Source organism: Microbacterium hydrocarbonoxydans, from assembly GCF_900105205.1.
GTDB classification, from domain to species: domain Bacteria; phylum Actinomycetota; class Actinomycetes; order Actinomycetales; family Microbacteriaceae; genus Microbacterium; species Microbacterium hydrocarbonoxydans.
Window position 1 is genome coordinate 2,798,846 of the sequence record NZ_FNSQ01000005.1, and the last position, 17,335, is coordinate 2,816,180.

The 17,335-nt window shown below is 69.4% G+C and carries 16 protein-coding genes; 12 read left to right on the forward strand and 4 right to left on the reverse strand.

Features of this window, described 5'->3' with window-relative positions; translation table 11 throughout:
• The first annotated feature begins 50 nt into the window (after positions 1-50).
• The 7 genes from paaA (at position 51) to BLW44_RS13850 (ending at position 6,223) form a co-directional block, all read left to right on the forward strand.
• Complete coding sequence (paaA, locus tag BLW44_RS13820; RefSeq protein WP_060927793.1) at positions 51-1,028, forward strand: 1,2-phenylacetyl-CoA epoxidase subunit PaaA; 978 nt, start codon at positions 51-53, stop codon at positions 1,026-1,028.
• Entirely contained in the window at positions 1,028-1,333 is a 306-nt protein-coding gene (gene paaB, locus BLW44_RS13825; protein WP_056308954.1) for a 1,2-phenylacetyl-CoA epoxidase subunit PaaB, read from the forward strand. The genes paaA and paaB overlap by 1 nt, the downstream gene beginning before the upstream one ends.
• Positions 1,330-2,148, forward strand: coding sequence for a 1,2-phenylacetyl-CoA epoxidase subunit PaaC (paaC, locus tag BLW44_RS13830; protein ID WP_060927769.1), 819 nt, complete (start codon positions 1,330-1,332; stop codon positions 2,146-2,148). The genes paaB and paaC overlap by 4 nt, the downstream gene beginning before the upstream one ends.
• Positions 2,142-2,636 (forward strand): 1,2-phenylacetyl-CoA epoxidase subunit PaaD, encoded by a 495-nt coding sequence (paaD, locus tag BLW44_RS13835; protein WP_060927768.1) that lies wholly within the window; start codon positions 2,142-2,144, stop codon positions 2,634-2,636. Before paaC ends, paaD begins: the two co-directional genes overlap by 7 nt.
• Positions 2,636-3,832 carry a 1,2-phenylacetyl-CoA epoxidase subunit PaaE gene (paaE, locus tag BLW44_RS13840; protein ID WP_082724589.1) on the forward strand — a complete coding sequence of 399 codons (1,197 nt, stop codon included), beginning with the start codon at positions 2,636-2,638 and terminating at the stop codon, positions 3,830-3,832. Before paaD ends, paaE begins: the two co-directional genes overlap by 1 nt.
• 10 nt (positions 3,833-3,842) lie before the next feature.
• The gene (locus tag BLW44_RS13845) at positions 3,843-4,613 is read left to right on the forward strand and encodes an enoyl-CoA hydratase/isomerase family protein (RefSeq protein ID WP_060927767.1); all 771 of its coding nucleotides are present in this window, start codon (positions 3,843-3,845) and stop codon (positions 4,611-4,613) included.
• 86 nt (positions 4,614-4,699) lie between these two features.
• Positions 4,700-6,223, forward strand: a complete 1,524-nt coding sequence (locus tag BLW44_RS13850) for an ATP-dependent DNA ligase (protein WP_060927766.1) — start codon at positions 4,700-4,702, stop codon at positions 6,221-6,223.
• Between the two features lie 25 nt (positions 6,224-6,248).
• Here BLW44_RS13850 and BLW44_RS13855 read toward each other — a convergent pair whose 3' ends face one another.
• Positions 6,249-6,758: a phosphoribosyltransferase gene (locus tag BLW44_RS13855; protein ID WP_060927765.1), complete on the reverse strand. Its 510-nt coding sequence runs from the start codon at positions 6,756-6,758 to the stop codon at positions 6,249-6,251.
• Between the two features lie 158 nt (positions 6,759-6,916).
• On the opposite strand from BLW44_RS13855, the gene BLW44_RS13860 reads away from it, so the two are divergent.
• A complete protein-coding gene (locus BLW44_RS13860; protein ID WP_074732105.1) occupies positions 6,917-8,650 on the forward strand; it encodes a thiamine pyrophosphate-binding protein in 1,734 nt (577 codons plus the stop codon).
• A gap of 77 nt (positions 8,651-8,727) precedes the next feature.
• Here BLW44_RS13860 and BLW44_RS13865 read toward each other — a convergent pair whose 3' ends face one another.
• Together BLW44_RS13865 and BLW44_RS13870 are read right to left on the reverse strand one after the other, a co-directional pair.
• Positions 8,728-9,108: a VOC family protein gene (locus BLW44_RS13865; RefSeq protein ID WP_060928291.1), complete on the reverse strand. Its 381-nt coding sequence runs from the start codon at positions 9,106-9,108 to the stop codon at positions 8,728-8,730.
• A 238-nt stretch (positions 9,109-9,346) separates the two neighbouring features.
• On the reverse strand, positions 9,347-11,218 hold the full coding sequence (locus BLW44_RS13870) for an FAD-dependent monooxygenase (RefSeq protein ID WP_060928292.1): 1,872 nt from the start codon (positions 11,216-11,218) through the stop codon (positions 9,347-9,349).
• 132 nt (positions 11,219-11,350) lie between these two features.
• On the opposite strand from BLW44_RS13870, the gene BLW44_RS13875 reads away from it, so the two are divergent.
• Positions 11,351-12,052 (forward strand): IclR family transcriptional regulator, encoded by a 702-nt coding sequence (locus BLW44_RS13875; RefSeq protein WP_060928293.1) that lies wholly within the window; start codon positions 11,351-11,353, stop codon positions 12,050-12,052.
• A 115-nt stretch (positions 12,053-12,167) separates the two neighbouring features.
• Here BLW44_RS13875 and BLW44_RS13880 read toward each other — a convergent pair whose 3' ends face one another.
• Positions 12,168-13,547: an MFS transporter gene (locus tag BLW44_RS13880; protein ID WP_060928294.1), complete on the reverse strand. Its 1,380-nt coding sequence runs from the start codon at positions 13,545-13,547 to the stop codon at positions 12,168-12,170.
• 87 nt (positions 13,548-13,634) lie between these two features.
• On the opposite strand from BLW44_RS13880, the gene BLW44_RS13885 reads away from it, so the two are divergent.
• The 3 genes from BLW44_RS13885 to hpaE are packed head-to-tail and all read left to right on the forward strand — an operon-like array spanning position 13,635 to position 17,334.
• Positions 13,635-15,158, forward strand: coding sequence for a fumarylacetoacetate hydrolase family protein (locus BLW44_RS13885; protein WP_074731840.1), 1,524 nt, complete (start codon positions 13,635-13,637; stop codon positions 15,156-15,158).
• On the forward strand, positions 15,155-15,841 hold the full coding sequence (locus BLW44_RS13890; protein WP_060928295.1) for a GntR family transcriptional regulator: 687 nt from the start codon (positions 15,155-15,157) through the stop codon (positions 15,839-15,841). The genes BLW44_RS13885 and BLW44_RS13890 overlap by 4 nt, the downstream gene beginning before the upstream one ends.
• Complete coding sequence (gene hpaE, locus BLW44_RS13895) at positions 15,838-17,334, forward strand: 5-carboxymethyl-2-hydroxymuconate semialdehyde dehydrogenase (RefSeq protein ID WP_060928296.1); 1,497 nt, start codon at positions 15,838-15,840, stop codon at positions 17,332-17,334. The genes BLW44_RS13890 and hpaE overlap by 4 nt, the downstream gene beginning before the upstream one ends.
• Position 17,335 lies beyond the last annotated feature (1 nt).

Genomic DNA, 17,335 nt, shown 5'->3' on the forward strand with positions numbered 1-17,335 from the left:
TTACCTAACGAGCGGTCAGTAAAGACGGATCGCGAACCGAGGAGTCGATGATGACCAGCCCCGCAGATCTCTCCCTCGCCGGCAGCGAGGTGTCGGACGATGAGCGACGCTTCGACGAGCTCATCGCGAACGAGCAGCGCATCGAACCGCGCGACTGGATGCCGGAGGCCTACCGCCGCACCCTCGTCCGCCAGATCTCGCAGCACGCCCATTCCGAGATCATCGGCATGCAGCCCGAGGGCAACTGGATCACCCGCGCCCCGAGCCTCAAGCGCAAGGCGATCCTGATGGCGAAGGTGCAGGACGAGGCCGGTCACGGGCTCTACCTCTATTCCGCCGCGCAGACCCTCGGCATCACCCGCGACGAGATGATGGACCAGCTCATCAGCGGCAAGGCCAAGTACTCCTCGATCTTCAACTACCCCACCCCGACCTGGGCCGACATGGGGGCAATCGGATGGCTCGTCGACGGCGCGGCGATCTGCAACCAGGTGCCGCTGTGCCGGGCATCCTACGGCCCATACGGCCGTGCGATGGTGCGCGTGTGCAAGGAGGAGTCGTTCCACCAGCGCCAGGGGTTCGAGATCCTGCTGTCGCTGATGCAGGGCACCGATGAGCAGAGGAAGATGGCCCAGGATGCGGTGGACCGCTGGTACTGGCCGAGCCTTGCGATGTTCGGTCCGCCCGACGACCAGTCCCCGAACTCCGCGCAGTCGATGAAGTGGAAGATCAAACGCTTCTCGAACGACGAGCTGCGCCAGCGCTTCGTCGGGATGCTCGTGCCCCAGGCCGAGATCCTGGGGGTCACGCTCCCCGACCCCGACCTCCGATTCGACGACGAGACCGGGCAGTACGTCATCGGCGAGATCGACTGGGACGAGTTCTTCGAGGTCCTGCGGGGCAACGGCCCGTGCAACGCCGAACGGCTCGAACGACGCCGCACCGCTCACGAAGACGGAGCCTGGGTGCGCGAGGCGGCCGCCGAGTACGCCCGGAAGCAGGCGCTGAAGACGGAGGTCGCCGCGTGATGGCGACGCCGGGCGCCGACGAGCGCGAGCCCTGGCCGCTCTGGGAGGTCTTCGTCCGCGCCAATCGGGGCCTCAGCCACGTACACGTCGGCTCGCTGCACGCACCGGACGCCGACATGGCGATCCGCAACGCCCGCGACCTCTACACCCGTCGGGGCGAGGGCGTGTCGATCTGGGCCGTCCCCGCCGATGCCATCACGACCAGCGACCCCGACGCCAAGGGCGCGTACTTCGAGAGTCCGGCGGGCAAGAACTACCGTCACGCCGTCTACTACACGGCCTCCGAGGGGGTGCCGCACCTGTGAGCGATGTCCATGGCGACGTCTCCGTCGATGAACTCCGGCTGAGCGAGGAGCTCACCGGAACCGGCACCGCTGCGGCCTCCGCGGACATCGCCGAGTACGCCCTGTGGCTGGGTGACGATGCGCTCATCCTGTCCCAGCAGCTCGGCGCATGGATCTCGCGCGCTCCCGAGCTCGAGGAGGACGTGGCCCTCGGCAACATCGCCCTCGACCTGCTCGGTCACGCGCGTTCGCTGCTCCACTTCGCGGGCAGCTACGACGGCCGCTCCGAAGACGACCTCGCCTACTTCCGCGACGAGCCGGAGTTCCGGAGCTCCTGGATCGTCGAGCAGCCCAACGGCGACTTCGCACAGACGATCGCGCGTCAGTTCGTGGCGTCGACCTTCATGTTCGAGCTGTACTCCGCGTTGCGGGCGAGCACGGAGCCGACCCTCGCCGCGATCGCGGAGAAGTCGCTCAAGGAGGTCGACTACCACCGCGACCACGCCGTGCAGTGGGTGCTGCGGCTCGCCGGTGGCACCGACGAGTCACGGCGACGGATGATCCGGGCGCTCGACGACGTCTGGCCGTACGTTGACGAGCTGTTCCGCGACGAGCCGCTCATCGACCGCCTCGGCGCTGCAGCCGTGCGCCCGTCGTCGCTCCGCGACGGCTTCGACGCCGTCGTCGACGCGGTCCTCACGGAGGCGGAGCTGGCCGAGCCCACCGTGGCGGCGTCCTCGGCCGGCGGCAGGAGGGGTGCGCATTCGACGTCGCTCGGTCATCTGCTCGCAGAGATGCAGGTCCTCGCACGACGGCATCCGGGGGCATCATGGTGAGCCGATCCGCTCCTGCCGATGCCTGGCGGATCGCGGCGTCGGTGCCCGACCCTGAGGTTCCCGTGCTCACGATCGAGGACCTCGGCGTGCTCCGTGACGTCTCCGTCGAGGGCGACGCGGTGCGGGTGGACATCACTCCCACGTACAGCGGATGCCCGGCGATGGACACTATCCGCGATGATGTCATCCTGGCGCTGAACGCGGCGGGGTACGCGCACGTCGACGTGCGACTCGTGCTCTCCCCCGCTTGGACGACGGACTGGATGTCGGATGCCGGCAAGCGGAAGCTGTCCGAGTACGGCATCGCCCCGCCGACGGGACGCGCGTCGCTCTCTTCCGGGCCGATCCGTCTCGGCATCAGCGTGCGCTGCCCGCAGTGCGGCTCCCTCGACACCCGCGAGGTCTCGCGCTTCGGATCCACCTCGTGCAAGGCGCTGTTCGAATGCCGCGCCTGCCTCGAGCCCTTCGATCACTTCAAGGTGCACTGATGTCGCTGTTCGCCACGCCCGCGAAGACGACGGGTGCTCCGGGACGCGCCGCTTCCGTGCCAGCCCCCGCCGCGTCATCCGCGTCGAAGCGCGCCCGATTCCACACCCTCGCGGTCGAGGAGGTGCGCCCGCTCACCGAGGATTCGGTCGAGGTGACCTTCACGGTTCCGGCCGAGCTCGCCGAGGACTACGCCCATCTGCCTGGCCAGTACGTGGCTCTGCGCACCACACTCGACGGCACCGAGGTGCGCCGGTCGTACTCGCTGTGCCGCGCGCCCGAGCACCGCAGCCCCGCGCAGGTCGCTGCGGGCCTTCCCACCCGACTGAGCGTGGCGGTCAAGCGCGACGAGGGCGGACTCTTCTCGACATGGGCGCAGACCGCACTGCATCCGGGTTTCGAGATCGACGTGATGAGCCCGCAGGGCACATTCACCTCCGCACTGTCCGACCTCGACCGGCGCCATGTCGTCGGCATCGCCGCGGGTTCGGGGATCACGCCGCTCATGGCGCTCGCCCACACCGTCCTCACGCGGTCGGACACCTCGCGCTTCACGCTCCTCTACACGAACCGCTCGACGCTGGACGTGATGTTCCTCGAGGATCTCGCGGATCTGAAGGACCGGTATCCGACGCGCCTCACGCTGCACCACGTGCTCTCCCGCGAGCAGCGCACCGCCCCGGTGCTGTCCGGTCGGATCGACGAGGAGAAGCTGCGGACGATCCTGCGGGTGCTGATCGACCCGGCGGATGTGGACGAATGGTTCCTGTGCGGCCCCCTCTCGCTGGTCGACCTGTGTCGCACGGTGCTGGGCGATGTCGGCGTGCCGAAGGAGCATGTGCGGTTCGAGCTCTTCACGACCGGAGACGAGCCGAAGCATGCCGCGCGCCCCGTGACCGTGCGCGCCGGCGAGAAGACGATCCGCATCGAGGTGAACCTCGACGGGGTCTCCTCCACCGTGGAGAGCCCTGTCGATGCCCGGGAGTCGGTGCTCAACGCGGCACTGCGCGTGCGGCCGGACGCCCCGTTCGCGTGCGCGGGAGGCGTGTGCGGCACGTGCAGGGCCCGGGTGATCGAGGGCAGCGTGACGATGACCGAGAACTACGCGCTCGAACCCGACGAGCTCGAGCGCGGATACGTGCTGACCTGCCAATCCCACCCAACCAGCGACCGCGTCGTGGTCGACTACGACGTCTGAGGAGCATCCGATGATCGATCTCACGCTCGACGGCGACGTCGCGACGGTCGTGCTCAACGCCCCCGCGAGACTGAACGCCCTCGACGAACAGGCGCTGCGAGACCTCGGTCGCGCCTACGACGAGGCGGAGGCCGCCGGGGTGCGGGCACTCGTGCTGCGCGGTGAAGGACGAGCCTTCTGCGCCGGCCGCGACATCTCGACGGTCGACCCCCGCGACGATGACGTGATGGGTTACCTCGGCGGACTCGTGACGCCGCTCCTGCAGCGGATGTCGCGATTCCCCGCTCCGACCTTCGCGGTGGCGCACGGCGCCTGCCTGGGCGTCGGCCTTGGGCTGCTCATCGCGACGGACGTGGTGTACGTCGCGGAATCCGCCAAGATCGGCTCGCCGTTCGCCGCTCTCGGCGCCACTCTCGACTCGGGAGGGCACGCGCTCTTCGTCGACCGCCTCGGCGCGCACCGCACTCTCGACCTCATCTACACGGGGCGATTGATGACCGGCGCGGAGGCGGTCGCCGCCGGGCTCTTCTCCCGCGCGCTGCCCGACGAGGAGGTCGTGCAGGCGACGACGGATGCCGCGGCGAAGGCGGCGCGCGGCGCGACCGCCGCGTTCCTCGCGAGCAAGCAGCTGGTGGCGCGCATCCGCGACGAGCGACTGGCGCTCTGGGACTCCCTCGACATCGAGAACGCTGCGCAGGCGGCGCTCTGCGACACCGACGACTACCGCGAGGGCTTCGCCGCTTTCCAGGAGAAGCGGACACCGGAGTTCCGCGGGCACTGAGCGAGGGATCGCACGGTCACTAGCGGCGGGATGCGGCTCGACGCAAGGGCGTCGCCGATGTCGGATGCCGGTGACAGACTGCACGCATGATGCTCTCGGAGCTCGTCTCCACCGCCGACGCCGTCACGGCGACCTCCTCGCGCCTCGCCAAGATCGAGGCACTCGCGCAGCTCCTCTCGAACGCGGATGCCGACGAGCTGCCGACGGTGGTGGGGATCCTCCTCGCCACACCGCGTCAGGGCAGACTCGGCGTCGGATGGCGCGGCATCGGCGCACTGGACGTCACGCACTCCGACACTCCGACACTGTCGATCGACGATGTCGACCAGGCGTTCGGATCGCTCGCCCAGGCATCCGGCTCCGGCTCTGCGGGTGCGCGCACCGCCACGCTGGTCTCGCTGGCCACCCGCGCCACGGCCACCGAGTGGGATCTGCTCGCGCGGGCGATGCTCGGCGAACTCCGCACCGGCGCCCTCGGTGGTGTGCTGCAGGATGCGATCGCTCGCGCCTCCGGTCGCGCTCCGGCTGCGGTCAGGCGAGCGGCGATGCTGTCCGGTGACCTGGGCGAGACGGCCGTGCTCGCACTGACGGGCACCGAAGCCGACCTCGACGACGTCGGGCTCGTGGTCGGCCGACCGGTGCTGCCGATGCTGGCCTCGACGGCCGCGACTCCCACCGCCGCGCTCGAGATCACCGGCCGCGCGTCGGTCGAGTACAAGCTCGACGGCGCGCGCATCCAGGTGCACCGCCACGGCGACGAGGTCGGGGTGTACACGCGGAGCCTGGCCGACATCACGCACCGCGTGCCCGAGATCGTCGAGATCGTGCGCGGCCTCCCCGCCCACGACCTGATCCTCGACGGCGAGACCCTGTCCCTCGACGAAGACGGAGGGCCTCGCCCGTTCCAGGAGACGATGTCGCGGTTCGGCGCCGACGTCTCGCGCGACCTCGTGCTGCGTCCCTGGTTCTTCGACGTCCTGCACGTCGACGGACGCGATCTGCTCGACGAGCCGCTCTCCACCCGCCTCGCGGAACTCGAGCGCGTAGTGGGCGAATGGCGGATGCCCGGCATCGTCACCGACGACCCCGAGGCGGCCGAGCGGCTGTCGCGCGAGGCACTGATCGCCGGCCACGAGGGAGTCGTCGTCAAGGGGGTCGATGCTGCGTACGCCGCAGGGCGACGCGGCAAGTCCTGGGTGAAGGTCAAGCCCGTGCTGACCTTCGATCTGGTCGTGCTCGCAGCGGAATGGGGGTCTGGGCGACGAGCGGGATGGCTGTCGAACCTGCACCTCGGAGCGCTCGACCCGAGCGGGGAGTTCGGCGAACCGGGCGGACTGGTCATGGTCGGCAAGACCTTCAAGGGGCTGAGCGACGAACTGCTGCGGTGGCAGACCGAGCAGTTCCCGCCCCTCGAGACGAGGCGCACCCAGAGCACGGTCTTCCTGCGCCCGCACTTCGTGGTCGAGATCGCGATCGACGGTGTGCAGCGCTCCCCGCGCTACCCCGGTGGTATCGCCCTGCGTTTCGCCCGGGTGAAGGGCTACCGCCCCGACAAGACCCTGGCGGAGGCCGACACCATCCAGACCCTGCGCGCGCTCCTGCGCGGGTGAGCGCGCACGCGCGATCCAGCCTGCTTCAGGCGGTGGGCGTCAGTCCGAGGTCCTCTTCGCGGACCGTGCCCTGGAACGACCACGGGAAGTCGATCCAGAGGTCGGTGTCCTTCCAGGCGTAATCCGGCTGGATGATGGTCGACGGTTTCGTGTAGATCGTGACGGAGCGCACCTCGGCGCCCTTGTCCTCGAGCAGCTGCACGGCGAGTGCGAGGGTGCGCCCTGAGTCCGCGACATCGTCGACGAGCAGCACCCGACGGCCGTCCAGATAGGCCATGTCGAGCTCGGGCGGCAGCACCTCGGGAGCATCCAGCACCGTGCCGATGCCGGTGTAGAACTCGACGTTGATCGCGCCGCAGTTCTTCGCGCCGAGGCCGTACGCGATGGCCCCGGCCGGCAGCAGACCGCCGCGGGCGATGGCCACCACGACCTCCGGCATGAAGCCGCTGTCGAGGATCCGGCGGGCGAGGTCCCTCGTCGCCGCTCCGAAGCCGTCCCAGGTCAGCGTCTCGCGCTCGATCGATGCATCCGTCATCTCCTCATTCTCCTGCACCGTCGGCGCGATAGGATCGACGCGTCCGGCGTTCTGACGCCGGTGCCTGAAAAAGAGGCACGAAGCACCTCGCGATGACGCGGGAGCGAGACACATACGGAATGCGCACGATCTCCGTCCCTGTCTCGAAAGGCTCTCGCATGCCCACCGTCTCCGCGCACGTCGCTCTCACCCTCGCCCAGCACATCGACGCCGTCTTCGGCGTGATGGGCAACGGCAACGCCTACTTCCTCGACGCGATCGAAACCCAGACGGATGCCGTCTTCACCGCCGTCCGCCATGAGCAGGGCGCGGTGGTCGCCGCCGACGCGCACTTCCGCGCGTCCGGTCGCATCGCCGCCGGCACCTCGACGTACGGGGCCGGCTTCACGAACACCCTCACCGCACTCGCCGAGGCCGTGCAGGCGCACGTGCCGCTCGTGCTCGTCGTCGGCGACGAGCCGACTTCTGGTCCACGGCCGTGGGACGTCGACCAGATCGCCCTGGCCTCGGCGGTCGGTGCCCGCACCTATACCGTCGGGCACGCGGATGCCGCAGCCACCACCGTCATCGCGATCGGGCACGCACTGACCTACCGCGTGCCCGTCGTACTGGCGATCCCCTACGACGTGGCCTCGCGCGAGGCCGGCCCGGTGCCGGAGGCGCCCGCGCCCCGCATCCCTGCACCGCTCGCTCCCCGCGGCGAGTTCGCCGAGGGGATGCTGGACGACATCGCCGCCGCGCTGCGCGGAGCATCCCGCCCCTTCCTGCTCGCAGGACGCGGTGCCTGGCTGGCGGGCGCCGGTGATGCCCTCGGTCGTCTCGCGGAGCTGACCGGTGCGCTGACGGCCTCGTCGGCTCTCGGCCGCGGGGTCTTCCCCGAGACGCAGTACGACCTCGGCGTCACGGGCGGCTTCGGCGCGGACGGTGCCATGGACCTGGTCCACACCGCGGATGTCGCGGTCGTGTTCGGGGCGTCCCTGAACCAGTTCACGATGCGCTTCGGCGAGCTGTTCGCGCCGGGGACCCGCGTGTTCCAGATCGACATCGCCCCGGCCGCCACCCACCCGCACGTCGGCGGGTTCGTCCGCGCGGACGCCCGTGTCGCGGCCGAGGCCCTGGTCGCCCGCCTCGACGCCCGCCTCGACGGGCACGGCTTCGGACCTGACGCTCGCCACGCCGAGGCGACGGCGGATGCACCCGGCGTGTCGGCCGCGGCATCCGAAGCTGTGCCCCGGGCATGGCGTGAGAGCGTCGACGTCGCCGCCGCACGCGCCTACGACGAGGGCGACGAGCTCGCCGCGGACGGCCGGCTGGACCCGCGGTCGGCCGCGCGACGCATCGCCGAGCTCCTCCCCAGCGACCGGGTCGTCGTCTCGGACGGCGGGCACTTCATCGGCTGGGCGAACATGTACTGGCCGGTCGAGGCACCCGATCGCATGATGATGGTCGGCACAGCGTTCCAGTCGATCGGGCAGGGGTGGCCGAGCGTCGTCGGCGCGGCTCTGGCCCGCCGCGACTCGACCGTCGTGCTCACCTCGGGAGACGGCGGTGGGCTCATGGCGATCGCCGACCTCGAGTCCGCGGTGCGTGCCGCGCAGGGCCGGGGCATCGCCGTGATCTGGAACGACGCCGCGTACGGCGCCGAGGTGAACCTCTACGGTCTCAAGGGACTCGCCGAGGGCCCGATGCGGATCCCCGAGGTCGACTTCGCAGCGTTCGGCGCTGCCGTGGGCGCGGAGGGCGTGGCCGTGAAGACCCTCGCGGACCTCGATCGCCTCGCTGCGTGGACCCAGGAGGATCCGGCCTCGCGGCGGTTCCTGCTGCTCGACCTGCGCATCTCCGGCGACGTGATCGCGCCGTACCAGCAGGAGATCATCCGCGTGAACTCCTGACGGCGGGTATCGAGGTGTCCGGCGGCGCCTTCCGTCTGGAGTGACGCGCGCCGGACACCTGTGTCCCTCAGCGCAGGTCAGGCCTGTGCGCTGTAGTCCGGGAGCTCCTGCAGCGTCCAGGTGTTGCCGTCGGGGTCGTCGAACCAGACGAACCGGCCCCAGCCGAGGTCTTCGACACCCTTCGTCGTCACACCGAGGGCCTCAAGGTGAGCCTTGGCATCGTCGGCGTTCGGAACCACGACCTGGATCGTCTTCTGCTGCCCCGGTTCGAGCGGGATCTCCAGCCCCGTGCCGAAGGCGATCGAGCAGGCGGACCCCGGCGGGGTCATCTGCACGAATCGCAGACCCTCGTACGGCACCTGATCGTGATCGGGATTGAACCCGATCTTCGTGTAGAACTCCTTCGACCGGTCGACATCCGAGACCGGGACGAAGATCAGCTCGATCTTCCAGTCCATCATGCACTCCTCCTGTCGGGGCTCCCTCGCCCGTCGGCCCTCAGAGTACGCGGAGCCTCCGACACCCGCCAGAGCCACAGCACCTCGCATCTCACGCGGGCCCGAGCGCGGCCGCCGCATCCACACCCGTTACGAAGGAGAACTCCCCTCGGGAGGAGCGACGGCTCGAATCCCTCCTCCCCACAGGGCTTTCTCCTCCCGAACGGGCGGAAGAGCGAGACGCGCTCACCAGACGGATTCAGGATGCCGGCAGCAGTGCTCCGTCGAAGAACGCCGCCAGCTCCTCCGTCGCGTCGAGCGGCAGGACCGCGGCGACGTACTGATCGGGGCGCACCACGACGACGACACCGTCGCGGGACAGCTCCCGCGCCTCGAAGATGTCGGTCTCGGTCCACTTCGACGGACCTGCGGCGTAGACCTTCTCCCAGTCGGTGAGCCCCAGGGGACCCGTCTTCGGCTGGAAGAGCTCGGGCGCTGAGGTGACCTCGATCTCCTCGTACGGCTGCTGATAGACGGCCTTCACGTCGAAGACGGCATCCGCGTCCGCATCCGCCGGCGTGAACCGGGCGAACACCGGAGCGGCCGACTCGGCCCACGCGTCGAGCGTCGCCGCATCGCGACCCGCGAAGGCGTACACGCGCCAACGCCCATCGGCCTTGGCGTGGTGTCCGAGGTGCACGGCGTTCCCGTCGCCGACACGCACGACCTCGGCCGACTTGAAGCGCTTGCCGAGCGGGAATCCTGCGGCGAGCGCCTGATGCGCGTCCGAGCCGGTGATCATCGACGCCGTGTACTGCGTCATGAAGCCCGACGGGAACTCCGCTGTCGCGAGATAGTACGTCGCGAGGTCCGTGGGGTCGGTGATCTCCGAGGGCTTGCGCGCCATGAGGGTCGACCACTCGCGGTCGAAGTCGATCAGCTGCTGCGCGACAGGGCGACGCTCGGCCCCGTACGTCGCGAGGAGGGTCTCCGGCGCGCGCCCGGTGAGCACGGAGCCGAGCTTCCACCCGAGGTTGAAGCCGTCCTGCATCGACACGTTCATGCCCTGCCCCGCCTTGGCGCTGTGGGTGTGGCAGGCATCGCCCGTGAGGAACACGTGCGGCGTGCGACCCGATCCGTCGATCACGTCGTCGAAGCCGTCGGTGACGCGGTGTCCGACCTCGTAGACGCTGTGCCAGGCGACTTCCTTGACGTCGAGCGTGTACGGGCTGAGGATCGCGTTCGCCTTGCGGATGATCTCCTCGATCGGCGTCTGCCTGACGCGATGGTCGTCGTCCTCGGCGACCTCACCGAGGTCGATGTACATCCGGCTGAGATATCCGCCTTCACGCGGGATGTGCAGGATGTTGCCGGCCTCGGAGTTGATCGCGCACTTGGTGCGCCAGTCCGGGAAGTCGGTGTTGACCAGCACGTCCATGACGCCCCACGCGTGCGCGGCGCTGCCACCGACGTGGGTGCGTCCGATCGCCTGGCGCACGCCGCTGCGCGCTCCGTCGCAACCCACGACGTACCGGGCGCGCACGGTGCGCTCCTCGCCGGCGCGCTCCCCGGCGACATACCGCAGCGAGACCTCGACCGGGTACTCGCCGTCGTCGTGCACGGTGAGACCTGCGAACTCGATGCCGTAGTCGGGAGCGATGCGCCCTGGGCCGTTCGCGGCTGCTTCGGCGAAATAGTCGAGCACGCGCGCCTGATTGACGATCAGGTGCGGGAACTCGCAGATGTCGTAGGCGTAGTCGGCCGTGCGCGAGGTGCGGACGATCTCGTCTGGCCTGTCGGGGTTCGGGCCCCAGAAGTTCATCCAGCCGATGTTGTACGCCTCCGCGATGATGCGCTCGGCGAACCCGAAGGCCTGGAAGGTCTCGACGCTGCGCGGCTGGATGCCGTCGGCCTGACCGAGGACCAGCCGGCCGTCGCGCTTCTCGATGATGCGCGTGGAGACATCGGGGTACTGCGACATCTGCGCCGCGAGCAGCATCCCGGCCGGTCCCGAACCGACGATCAGCACGTCGATCTGATCCGGTACGTCGTCCGGGCGCTCTGCGCCGATGCCGGCGGCATCCTTCACGCGCGGGTCTCCGGACACGTAGCCGTGGTGGTGGAACTGCATCGTCGTCGATTCCTTCCGGACGTTTCTGTCGGGTCTTGCGTCCGTAGATCTCGTGTTCTATATTCGAACACGACGTTCTACTATTGAACAAAGCTTAGAGACGCCCGTCTCGGAACGCAAGGGAGCGCACGCATGCCAGAGGGCACACCGGCCTCGCAGACTCTCAGCCGCGGCATCCGGATCCTCGAGGTCCTCGCCGACGCGCGTGTCCCCCTCACGATCGACGAGATCGCCGCCCGGCTCGAGGTGCATCGCTCGGTCGCCTACCGGCTCCTGCGCACACTCGAGGACCACCGCCTCGTCGGACGGGACGCGTCAGGCTCCGTGACGCTCGGCGCTCGCATGGCGGCCCTCGCCGCTGGCGTCGCCCACGACCTGCAGGCCGAGGCGCTGCCCGAGCTCACCGCCATCGCGAACGAGCTCGGGATGACCTGCTTCCTGGGCGTCCTCGACGGCGACGACTGCATCACGCTCGCCAGCATCGAACCGCGCCACGCCATCGCGAGTGTCGCGCAGCGGCCCGGTGCCCGTCACCCCGTCACTGTCGGCGCGCCGGGCAAGGCCATCCTCGCGCAGCTGAGGCCGTCGGAATGGCCGACCGGCATCGAGCAGACCCTCCGTGACGAGGTCGAGCGCGCCCGCACCCGCGGATATGCGACGAGTCACGACGAGGTCATCCCCACCGTGCAGTCGGTGGCGGTGCCCCTCGTGCTCCGCGGGCAGCGACCGGCGGCGATCGCCGTCGTGCACGTCGCGACCGACCTCGAGGACGCCGAGATCGCCGCGAGGTTGCAGCGTTCGGCATCCGCGATCCGCGACGCCCTCGACGGCTGACGTCGTTCACAATTCAGCATGAATGAGAGACGGCAGATGCGTCGCCCCCGAAAGAACCGGAGCGACGCATCGCCTGCACCATCGTCGATGCTGAATTGTGGACGTCTGAGCGAGATCAGGCCCTGGCGAGACCCCGGATCGGGCTCACGGACTGCTCCTCCTCGTGGTCCGGTCCCAGTGGGATGCCGGAGCGGTCGCGCAGCAGCAGCGTCGCGACGAGACCGAGCACCGTCATGCCGGCGAGGTACCAGGTGACCGCCTGCGTCGAACCGGTCGCCTGCACGATGGCGGTCGCGATGGTCGGGGCGAAGGCGCCACCGGCGATCGCTCCGATCGCGTACGAGATCGAGACGCCCGAGAAGCGGATGCTGGCCGGGAACAGCTCGGTGTACAGCGCCGCCTGCGGCCCGTACGTGAAGCCCAGGCCGATCGTCAGGATCGCAAGGCCGGCGAACAGCAGGCCGACCTGGCCGGTGTTGACCAGCGGGAACAGCGTGAAGACCCCGACGAGCTGCATCACCCAGCCGATGATGTACGTGGTGCGCCGGCCGATGCGGTCGGACAGCCAGCCGGCGATGAGCGTCGTGATGAGCCAGGTGACGGCAGAGCCGGTGACAGCCCACAGCACGGGTCCGCGTTCGAGGCCGATCGGGCCTTCGGGGTTGGTGGCGTAGCCCTGGATGTATCCACCGGTCGTCATGTACCCGACCGCGTTGTTGCCCGCGAAGACGAGGGCGGCCACGATCACGAGCAGGAGGTGCTTGCGGAAGAGCTGCACGATCGGCATGCTCGCCTTCTCCTTGCGCTCGGCGAGCTCGATGAACACCGGGCTCTCCTCCACCTTGCGTCGCACGTAGTAGCCCACGAGGATCAGGACGACGCTGAGCAGGAACGGCACCCGCCAGCCCCACTGCAGGAACTGGTCTCCCGGAGCGATCGCGGTCATGAGTGCCATCACGCCGGAGGCGAGCAGCAGGCCGAGCGGCACACCGATCTGCGGGGAGGCGCCGAAGATCCCGCGCTTCGCCTTCGGGGCGTGCTCGACGGCCATCAGCACCGCGCCACCCCACTCGCCACCGGCCGAGATGCCCTGCAGGATGCGCAGCAGCACGAGGAGGACCGGTGCCGCGATGCCGATCGCCTGGTACGTCGGCAGGACTCCGATGAGGGCGGTCGCCGCGCCCATCAGGATGAGCGTCCACATGAGCACGGCCTTGCGTCCGAGCTTGTCTCCGAAGTGGCCGGCGAGGAATGCCCCGAGGGGGCGGAAGAGGAAGCTCACGCCGACGGTGGCGAACGCGATGAGGGCGCTGTTCGCACCGAGCGGCTCGAAGAAGAGCTGCCCGAACACCAGGCCGACGGCCGTGGCGTAGATGAAGAAGTCGTACCACTCGACCGTGGTGCCGACGACTGTCGCGAAGACGACGCGGCGCCGATCGGCCGCTGTCGCGATGGTTCCGGTGGGCGTGAACCCAGCCTGTGACTGCCCGCTCATGGGGTGTCTCCTTTGATTGTGACCGCATTGTCACGGCTCGCGTACGAGGGGTGTCGAGTTGCTTGCCGAGGGGTGACACGATGATATATGATTTCGAATACGACGCACAAGGCGTCGATCCACAGCGCGAGGAGGCGCCCCGTGACGGCATCCATGACCCGCCCCGGCAAGATCATCGCGATCCACCTGAGCTACGCCTCCCGCGCCGATCAGCGCGGGCGTCGACCCGCAGCTCCCTCCTACTTCTTCAAGCCGGCGAGTTCGGTCGGCGTCTCGGGCGGCACCGTCGAGCGGCCGGCCGGCACCGAGCTGCTCGCCTTCGAGGGCGAGATCGCCCTCGTGATCGGCGCCCCGGCCCGCCGCGTCTCACTCGGCGACGCCTGGAACCACGTCGGCTGGGTCACTGCGTCGAACGACCTCGGCCTCTACGACCTCCGCGCGAACGACAAGGGGTCCAACGTCCGCTCCAAGGGCGGCGACGGCTACACCCCGCTCGGCCCCGAGCTCATCGACGCCAGGACCGTCGACCCGGCAGCACTGCGAGTCCGCGCCTGGGTCAACGGCGAGCTGCGGCAGGACGACACGACCGCAGGGCTGATCTTCCCGCTCGCCCAGCTCGTGGCGGACCTCTCGCAGCATTTCACGCTCGAACCCGGCGACGTGATACTGACGGGCACCCCCGCAGGATCGTCCGTCATCGTCCCCGGCGACGTGGTCGAGATCGAGGTGGATGCTCCGGATGCCGACGGCGCACCGTCCTCCGGCCGGCTCGTCACCACCGTCACCCAGGGCGACGTGCCCTTCGACGCCGAGCTCGGGTCTCTCCCCGCAGTCGACGACCTGCAGCGCACGGAGGCCTGGGGATCCCGCGAAGAGGCCGGCCTCCCACCCGAGACGACCACGCCCGCCCTCTCCCCCGAACTGCGCGCGAAGCTCCTCGAGGCGCCGACCGCCGGCCTCTCCGCCCAGCTGCGCAAGCGCGGGCACCACTCCTGCTTCGTCGACGGGGTCGCGGCGAACATCCCGGGCAGCAAGATCGTCGGCACCGCCAAGACGCTGCGCTTCGTGCCCTTCCGCGAGGACCTGTTCGCCTCTCACGGCGGCGGCTACAACGCCCAGAAGCGCGCCTTCGACGCCGTCGAGGAGGGCGAGGTCATCGTGATCGAGGCCCGCGGCGACGCGACCACCGGCACCCTCGGCGACATCCTCGCCCTGCGGGCCCGGGCTCGCGGTGCGGCGGCCGTCGTGACCGACGGCGGCGTGCGCGACTTCGACGCGGTCGCCGAGATCGGACTCCCCGTCTTCTCGCAGGGCGCTCACCCCTCGGTCCTCGGGCGCAAGCACGTGCCGTGGGATGTCGACGTCACGATCTCGTGCGGCGGGGCGACCGTGCAGCCGGGCGACATCATCGTCGGCGACGGAGACGGTGTGATCGTCATCCCTCCGGCTCTGGCCGAGGAGGTCGCCGACGCCGCTCTCGCCCAGGAGGTCGAGGATGCCTGGATCGCCGAGCAGGTCGCCGCAGGGCACCCGGTCGACGGACTCTTCCCCCTGAACGCGGCGTGGCGCGAGAAGTACGAGTCGGCGACAGGGACCGGTGCCGGCTCATGACGACGGTCGCGAGCTCCAGCAAGTCCGAACGGGCATACGCCTGGATCCGCTCACGCATCTCGGCACACACCTTCGGTCCCGGCTACCGACTCGTCCTGGGTTCCCTCGCCGATGAGCTCGGCATGAGCGTCGTCCCGGTGCGCGAAGCCATCCGGCGCCTCGAGGCCGAAGGACTTGTGACCTTCGAGCGCAACGTCGGCGCTCGCGTCACGCTCGTCGACGAGAGCGAGTACGCGCACACCATGCAGACGCTCGGACTCGTCGAGGGAGCGGCGACCGCACTGTCGGCACCGCTGCTCGACGACGAGGCGCTGGCTGCCGCCGAGGCCGTCAACGAGCGGATGACGCAGATGCTCGGCCACCTCGACGCGCACGCCTTCACCGAGCTCAACCGCCAGTTCCACTCTCTGCTCTTCGAGCCCTGCCCCAACCCGCACCTGCTCGACCTCGTGCACCGCGGATGGGCCCGCCTGTCCGGCATCCGCGATTCGACGTTCGCGTACGTGCCTGGCCGCGCGCAGCACTCCGTCGAGGAGCACACCCAGATCCTCGAGCTCATCAGGGCGGGTGCCGATCCGCTCGAGATCGAGCTCGCCGCCCGCAACCACCGCCTGCGCACGAGGGATGCCTTCCTCGACGCGCTCCACACCCGCTCTCACCACAACTCAGGAGACGAGTCATGACCGATTCCCGCATCCCCGCAGACCTGCCCGATCACATCCAGCACTACATCGACGGCGCGTTCGTCGACTCGGTCGACGGCGACACGTTCGATGTGCTCGATCCGGTGACGAACAAGACCTACACGACCGCAGCCGCGGGCAAGAAGGCCGACATCGAGCTCGCCGTCGCCGCCGCCAAGCGTGCGTTCGACGAAGGGCCGTGGCCGCGGATGCTCCCTCGCGAGCGCTCACGCGTGCTGCACCGGATCGCCGACCTCGTCGAGTCACGGGATGCCCGCCTCGCCGAGCTCGAGTCGTACGACTCCGGCCTGCCGATCACGCAGGCGCTGGGTCAGGCCCGCCGTGCGGCCGAGAACTTCCGCTTCTTCGCCGACCTGATCGTCGCGCAGTCCGACGACGCCTTCAAGGTGCCGGGCAAGCAGATGAACTACGTCAACCGCAAGCCGATCGGCGTCGCCGGTCTCATCACGCCGTGGAACACGCCGTTCATGCTCGAGTCCTGGAAGCTCGGCCCGGCGCTCGCCACCGGCAACACCGTCGTGCTGAAGCCTGCCGAGTTCACGCCGCTCTCGGCGTCGCTGTGGGCGGGCATCTTCGAGGAGGCCGGGCTGCCGCAGGGCGTCTTCAACCTCGTGAACGGGCTCGGCGAGGACGCCGGAGACGCGCTCGTCAAGCACCCCGACGTACCGCTCATCTCGTTCACGGGCGAGAGCTCGACCGGACAGCTGATCTTCGGGAACGCGGCACCCTTCCTGAAGGGGCTCTCGATGGAGCTGGGCGGCAAGTCCCCCGCCGTCGTCTTCGCCGACGCCGACCTCGAGGCCGCGGTCGACGCGACGATCTTCGGCGTGTTCTCCCTCAACGGCGAGCGCTGCACCGCCGGCTCCCGCATCCTCGTCGAACGCTCGGTCTACGAGGAGTTCGTCGAGCGCTACGCCGCCCAGGCGAAGCGCGTGAAGGTCGGATACCCGCACGACCCGGCCACCGAGGTCGGCGCACTCGTGCACCCCGAGCACTACGACAAGGTGATGAGCTACGTCGAGATCGGCAAGACCGAGGGTCGCCTCGTGGCCGGCGGCGGTCGTCCGGAGGGCTTCGATGAGGGCAACTTCGTCGCGCCGACGGTGTTCGCCGACGTCTCCCCCGATGCCCGCATCTTCCAGGAGGAGATCTTCGGCCCGGTCGTCGCCATCACGCCGTTCGACTCCGACCAGGAGGCGCTGGCACTCGCCAACAACACGAAGTACGGGCTCGCCGCGTACATCTGGACGAACGACCTGAAGCGCGCCCACAACTTCGCCCAGTCCGTCGAGGCGGGCATGGTGTGGCTGAACAGCAACAACGTGCGGGACCTTCGCACCCCGTTCGGCGGCGTCAAGGCCTCGGGACTCGGCCACGAGGGCGGGTACCGCTCGATCGACTTCTACACCGACCAGCAGAGTGTGCACATCACGCTCGGCGGCGCGCACAACCCGACCTTCGGCAAGAACTGAG

Coding starts and splice junctions, on each gene's coding strand:
- hpaE (WP_060928296.1), top strand. CDS start 15,838: ATGACCGATTCCCGCATCCCCGCAGACCTGCCCGATCACATCCAGCAC.
- paaB (WP_056308954.1), top strand. CDS start 1,028: ATGGCGACGCCGGGCGCCGACGAGCGCGAGCCCTGGCCGCTCTGGGAG.
- BLW44_RS13855 (WP_060927765.1), bottom strand. CDS start 6,758: ATGACGGATGCATCGATCGAGCGCGAGACGCTGACCTGGGACGGCTTC.
- paaD (WP_060927768.1), top strand. CDS start 2,142: ATGGTGAGCCGATCCGCTCCTGCCGATGCCTGGCGGATCGCGGCGTCG.
- BLW44_RS13870 (WP_060928292.1), bottom strand. CDS start 11,218: ATGCAGTTCCACCACCACGGCTACGTGTCCGGAGACCCGCGCGTGAAG.
- BLW44_RS13890 (WP_060928295.1), top strand. CDS start 15,155: ATGACGACGGTCGCGAGCTCCAGCAAGTCCGAACGGGCATACGCCTGG.
- paaA (WP_060927793.1), top strand. CDS start 51: ATGACCAGCCCCGCAGATCTCTCCCTCGCCGGCAGCGAGGTGTCGGAC.
- BLW44_RS13885 (WP_074731840.1), top strand. CDS start 13,635: ATGATTTCGAATACGACGCACAAGGCGTCGATCCACAGCGCGAGGAGG.
- BLW44_RS13845 (WP_060927767.1), top strand. CDS start 3,843: ATGATCGATCTCACGCTCGACGGCGACGTCGCGACGGTCGTGCTCAAC.
- BLW44_RS13880 (WP_060928294.1), bottom strand. CDS start 13,547: ATGAGCGGGCAGTCACAGGCTGGGTTCACGCCCACCGGAACCATCGCG.
- paaE (WP_082724589.1), top strand. CDS start 2,636: ATGTCGCTGTTCGCCACGCCCGCGAAGACGACGGGTGCTCCGGGACGC.
- BLW44_RS13860 (WP_074732105.1), top strand. CDS start 6,917: ATGCCCACCGTCTCCGCGCACGTCGCTCTCACCCTCGCCCAGCACATC.
- BLW44_RS13875 (WP_060928293.1), top strand. CDS start 11,351: ATGCCAGAGGGCACACCGGCCTCGCAGACTCTCAGCCGCGGCATCCGG.
- BLW44_RS13865 (WP_060928291.1), bottom strand. CDS start 9,108: ATGGACTGGAAGATCGAGCTGATCTTCGTCCCGGTCTCGGATGTCGAC.
- BLW44_RS13850 (WP_060927766.1), top strand. CDS start 4,700: ATGATGCTCTCGGAGCTCGTCTCCACCGCCGACGCCGTCACGGCGACC.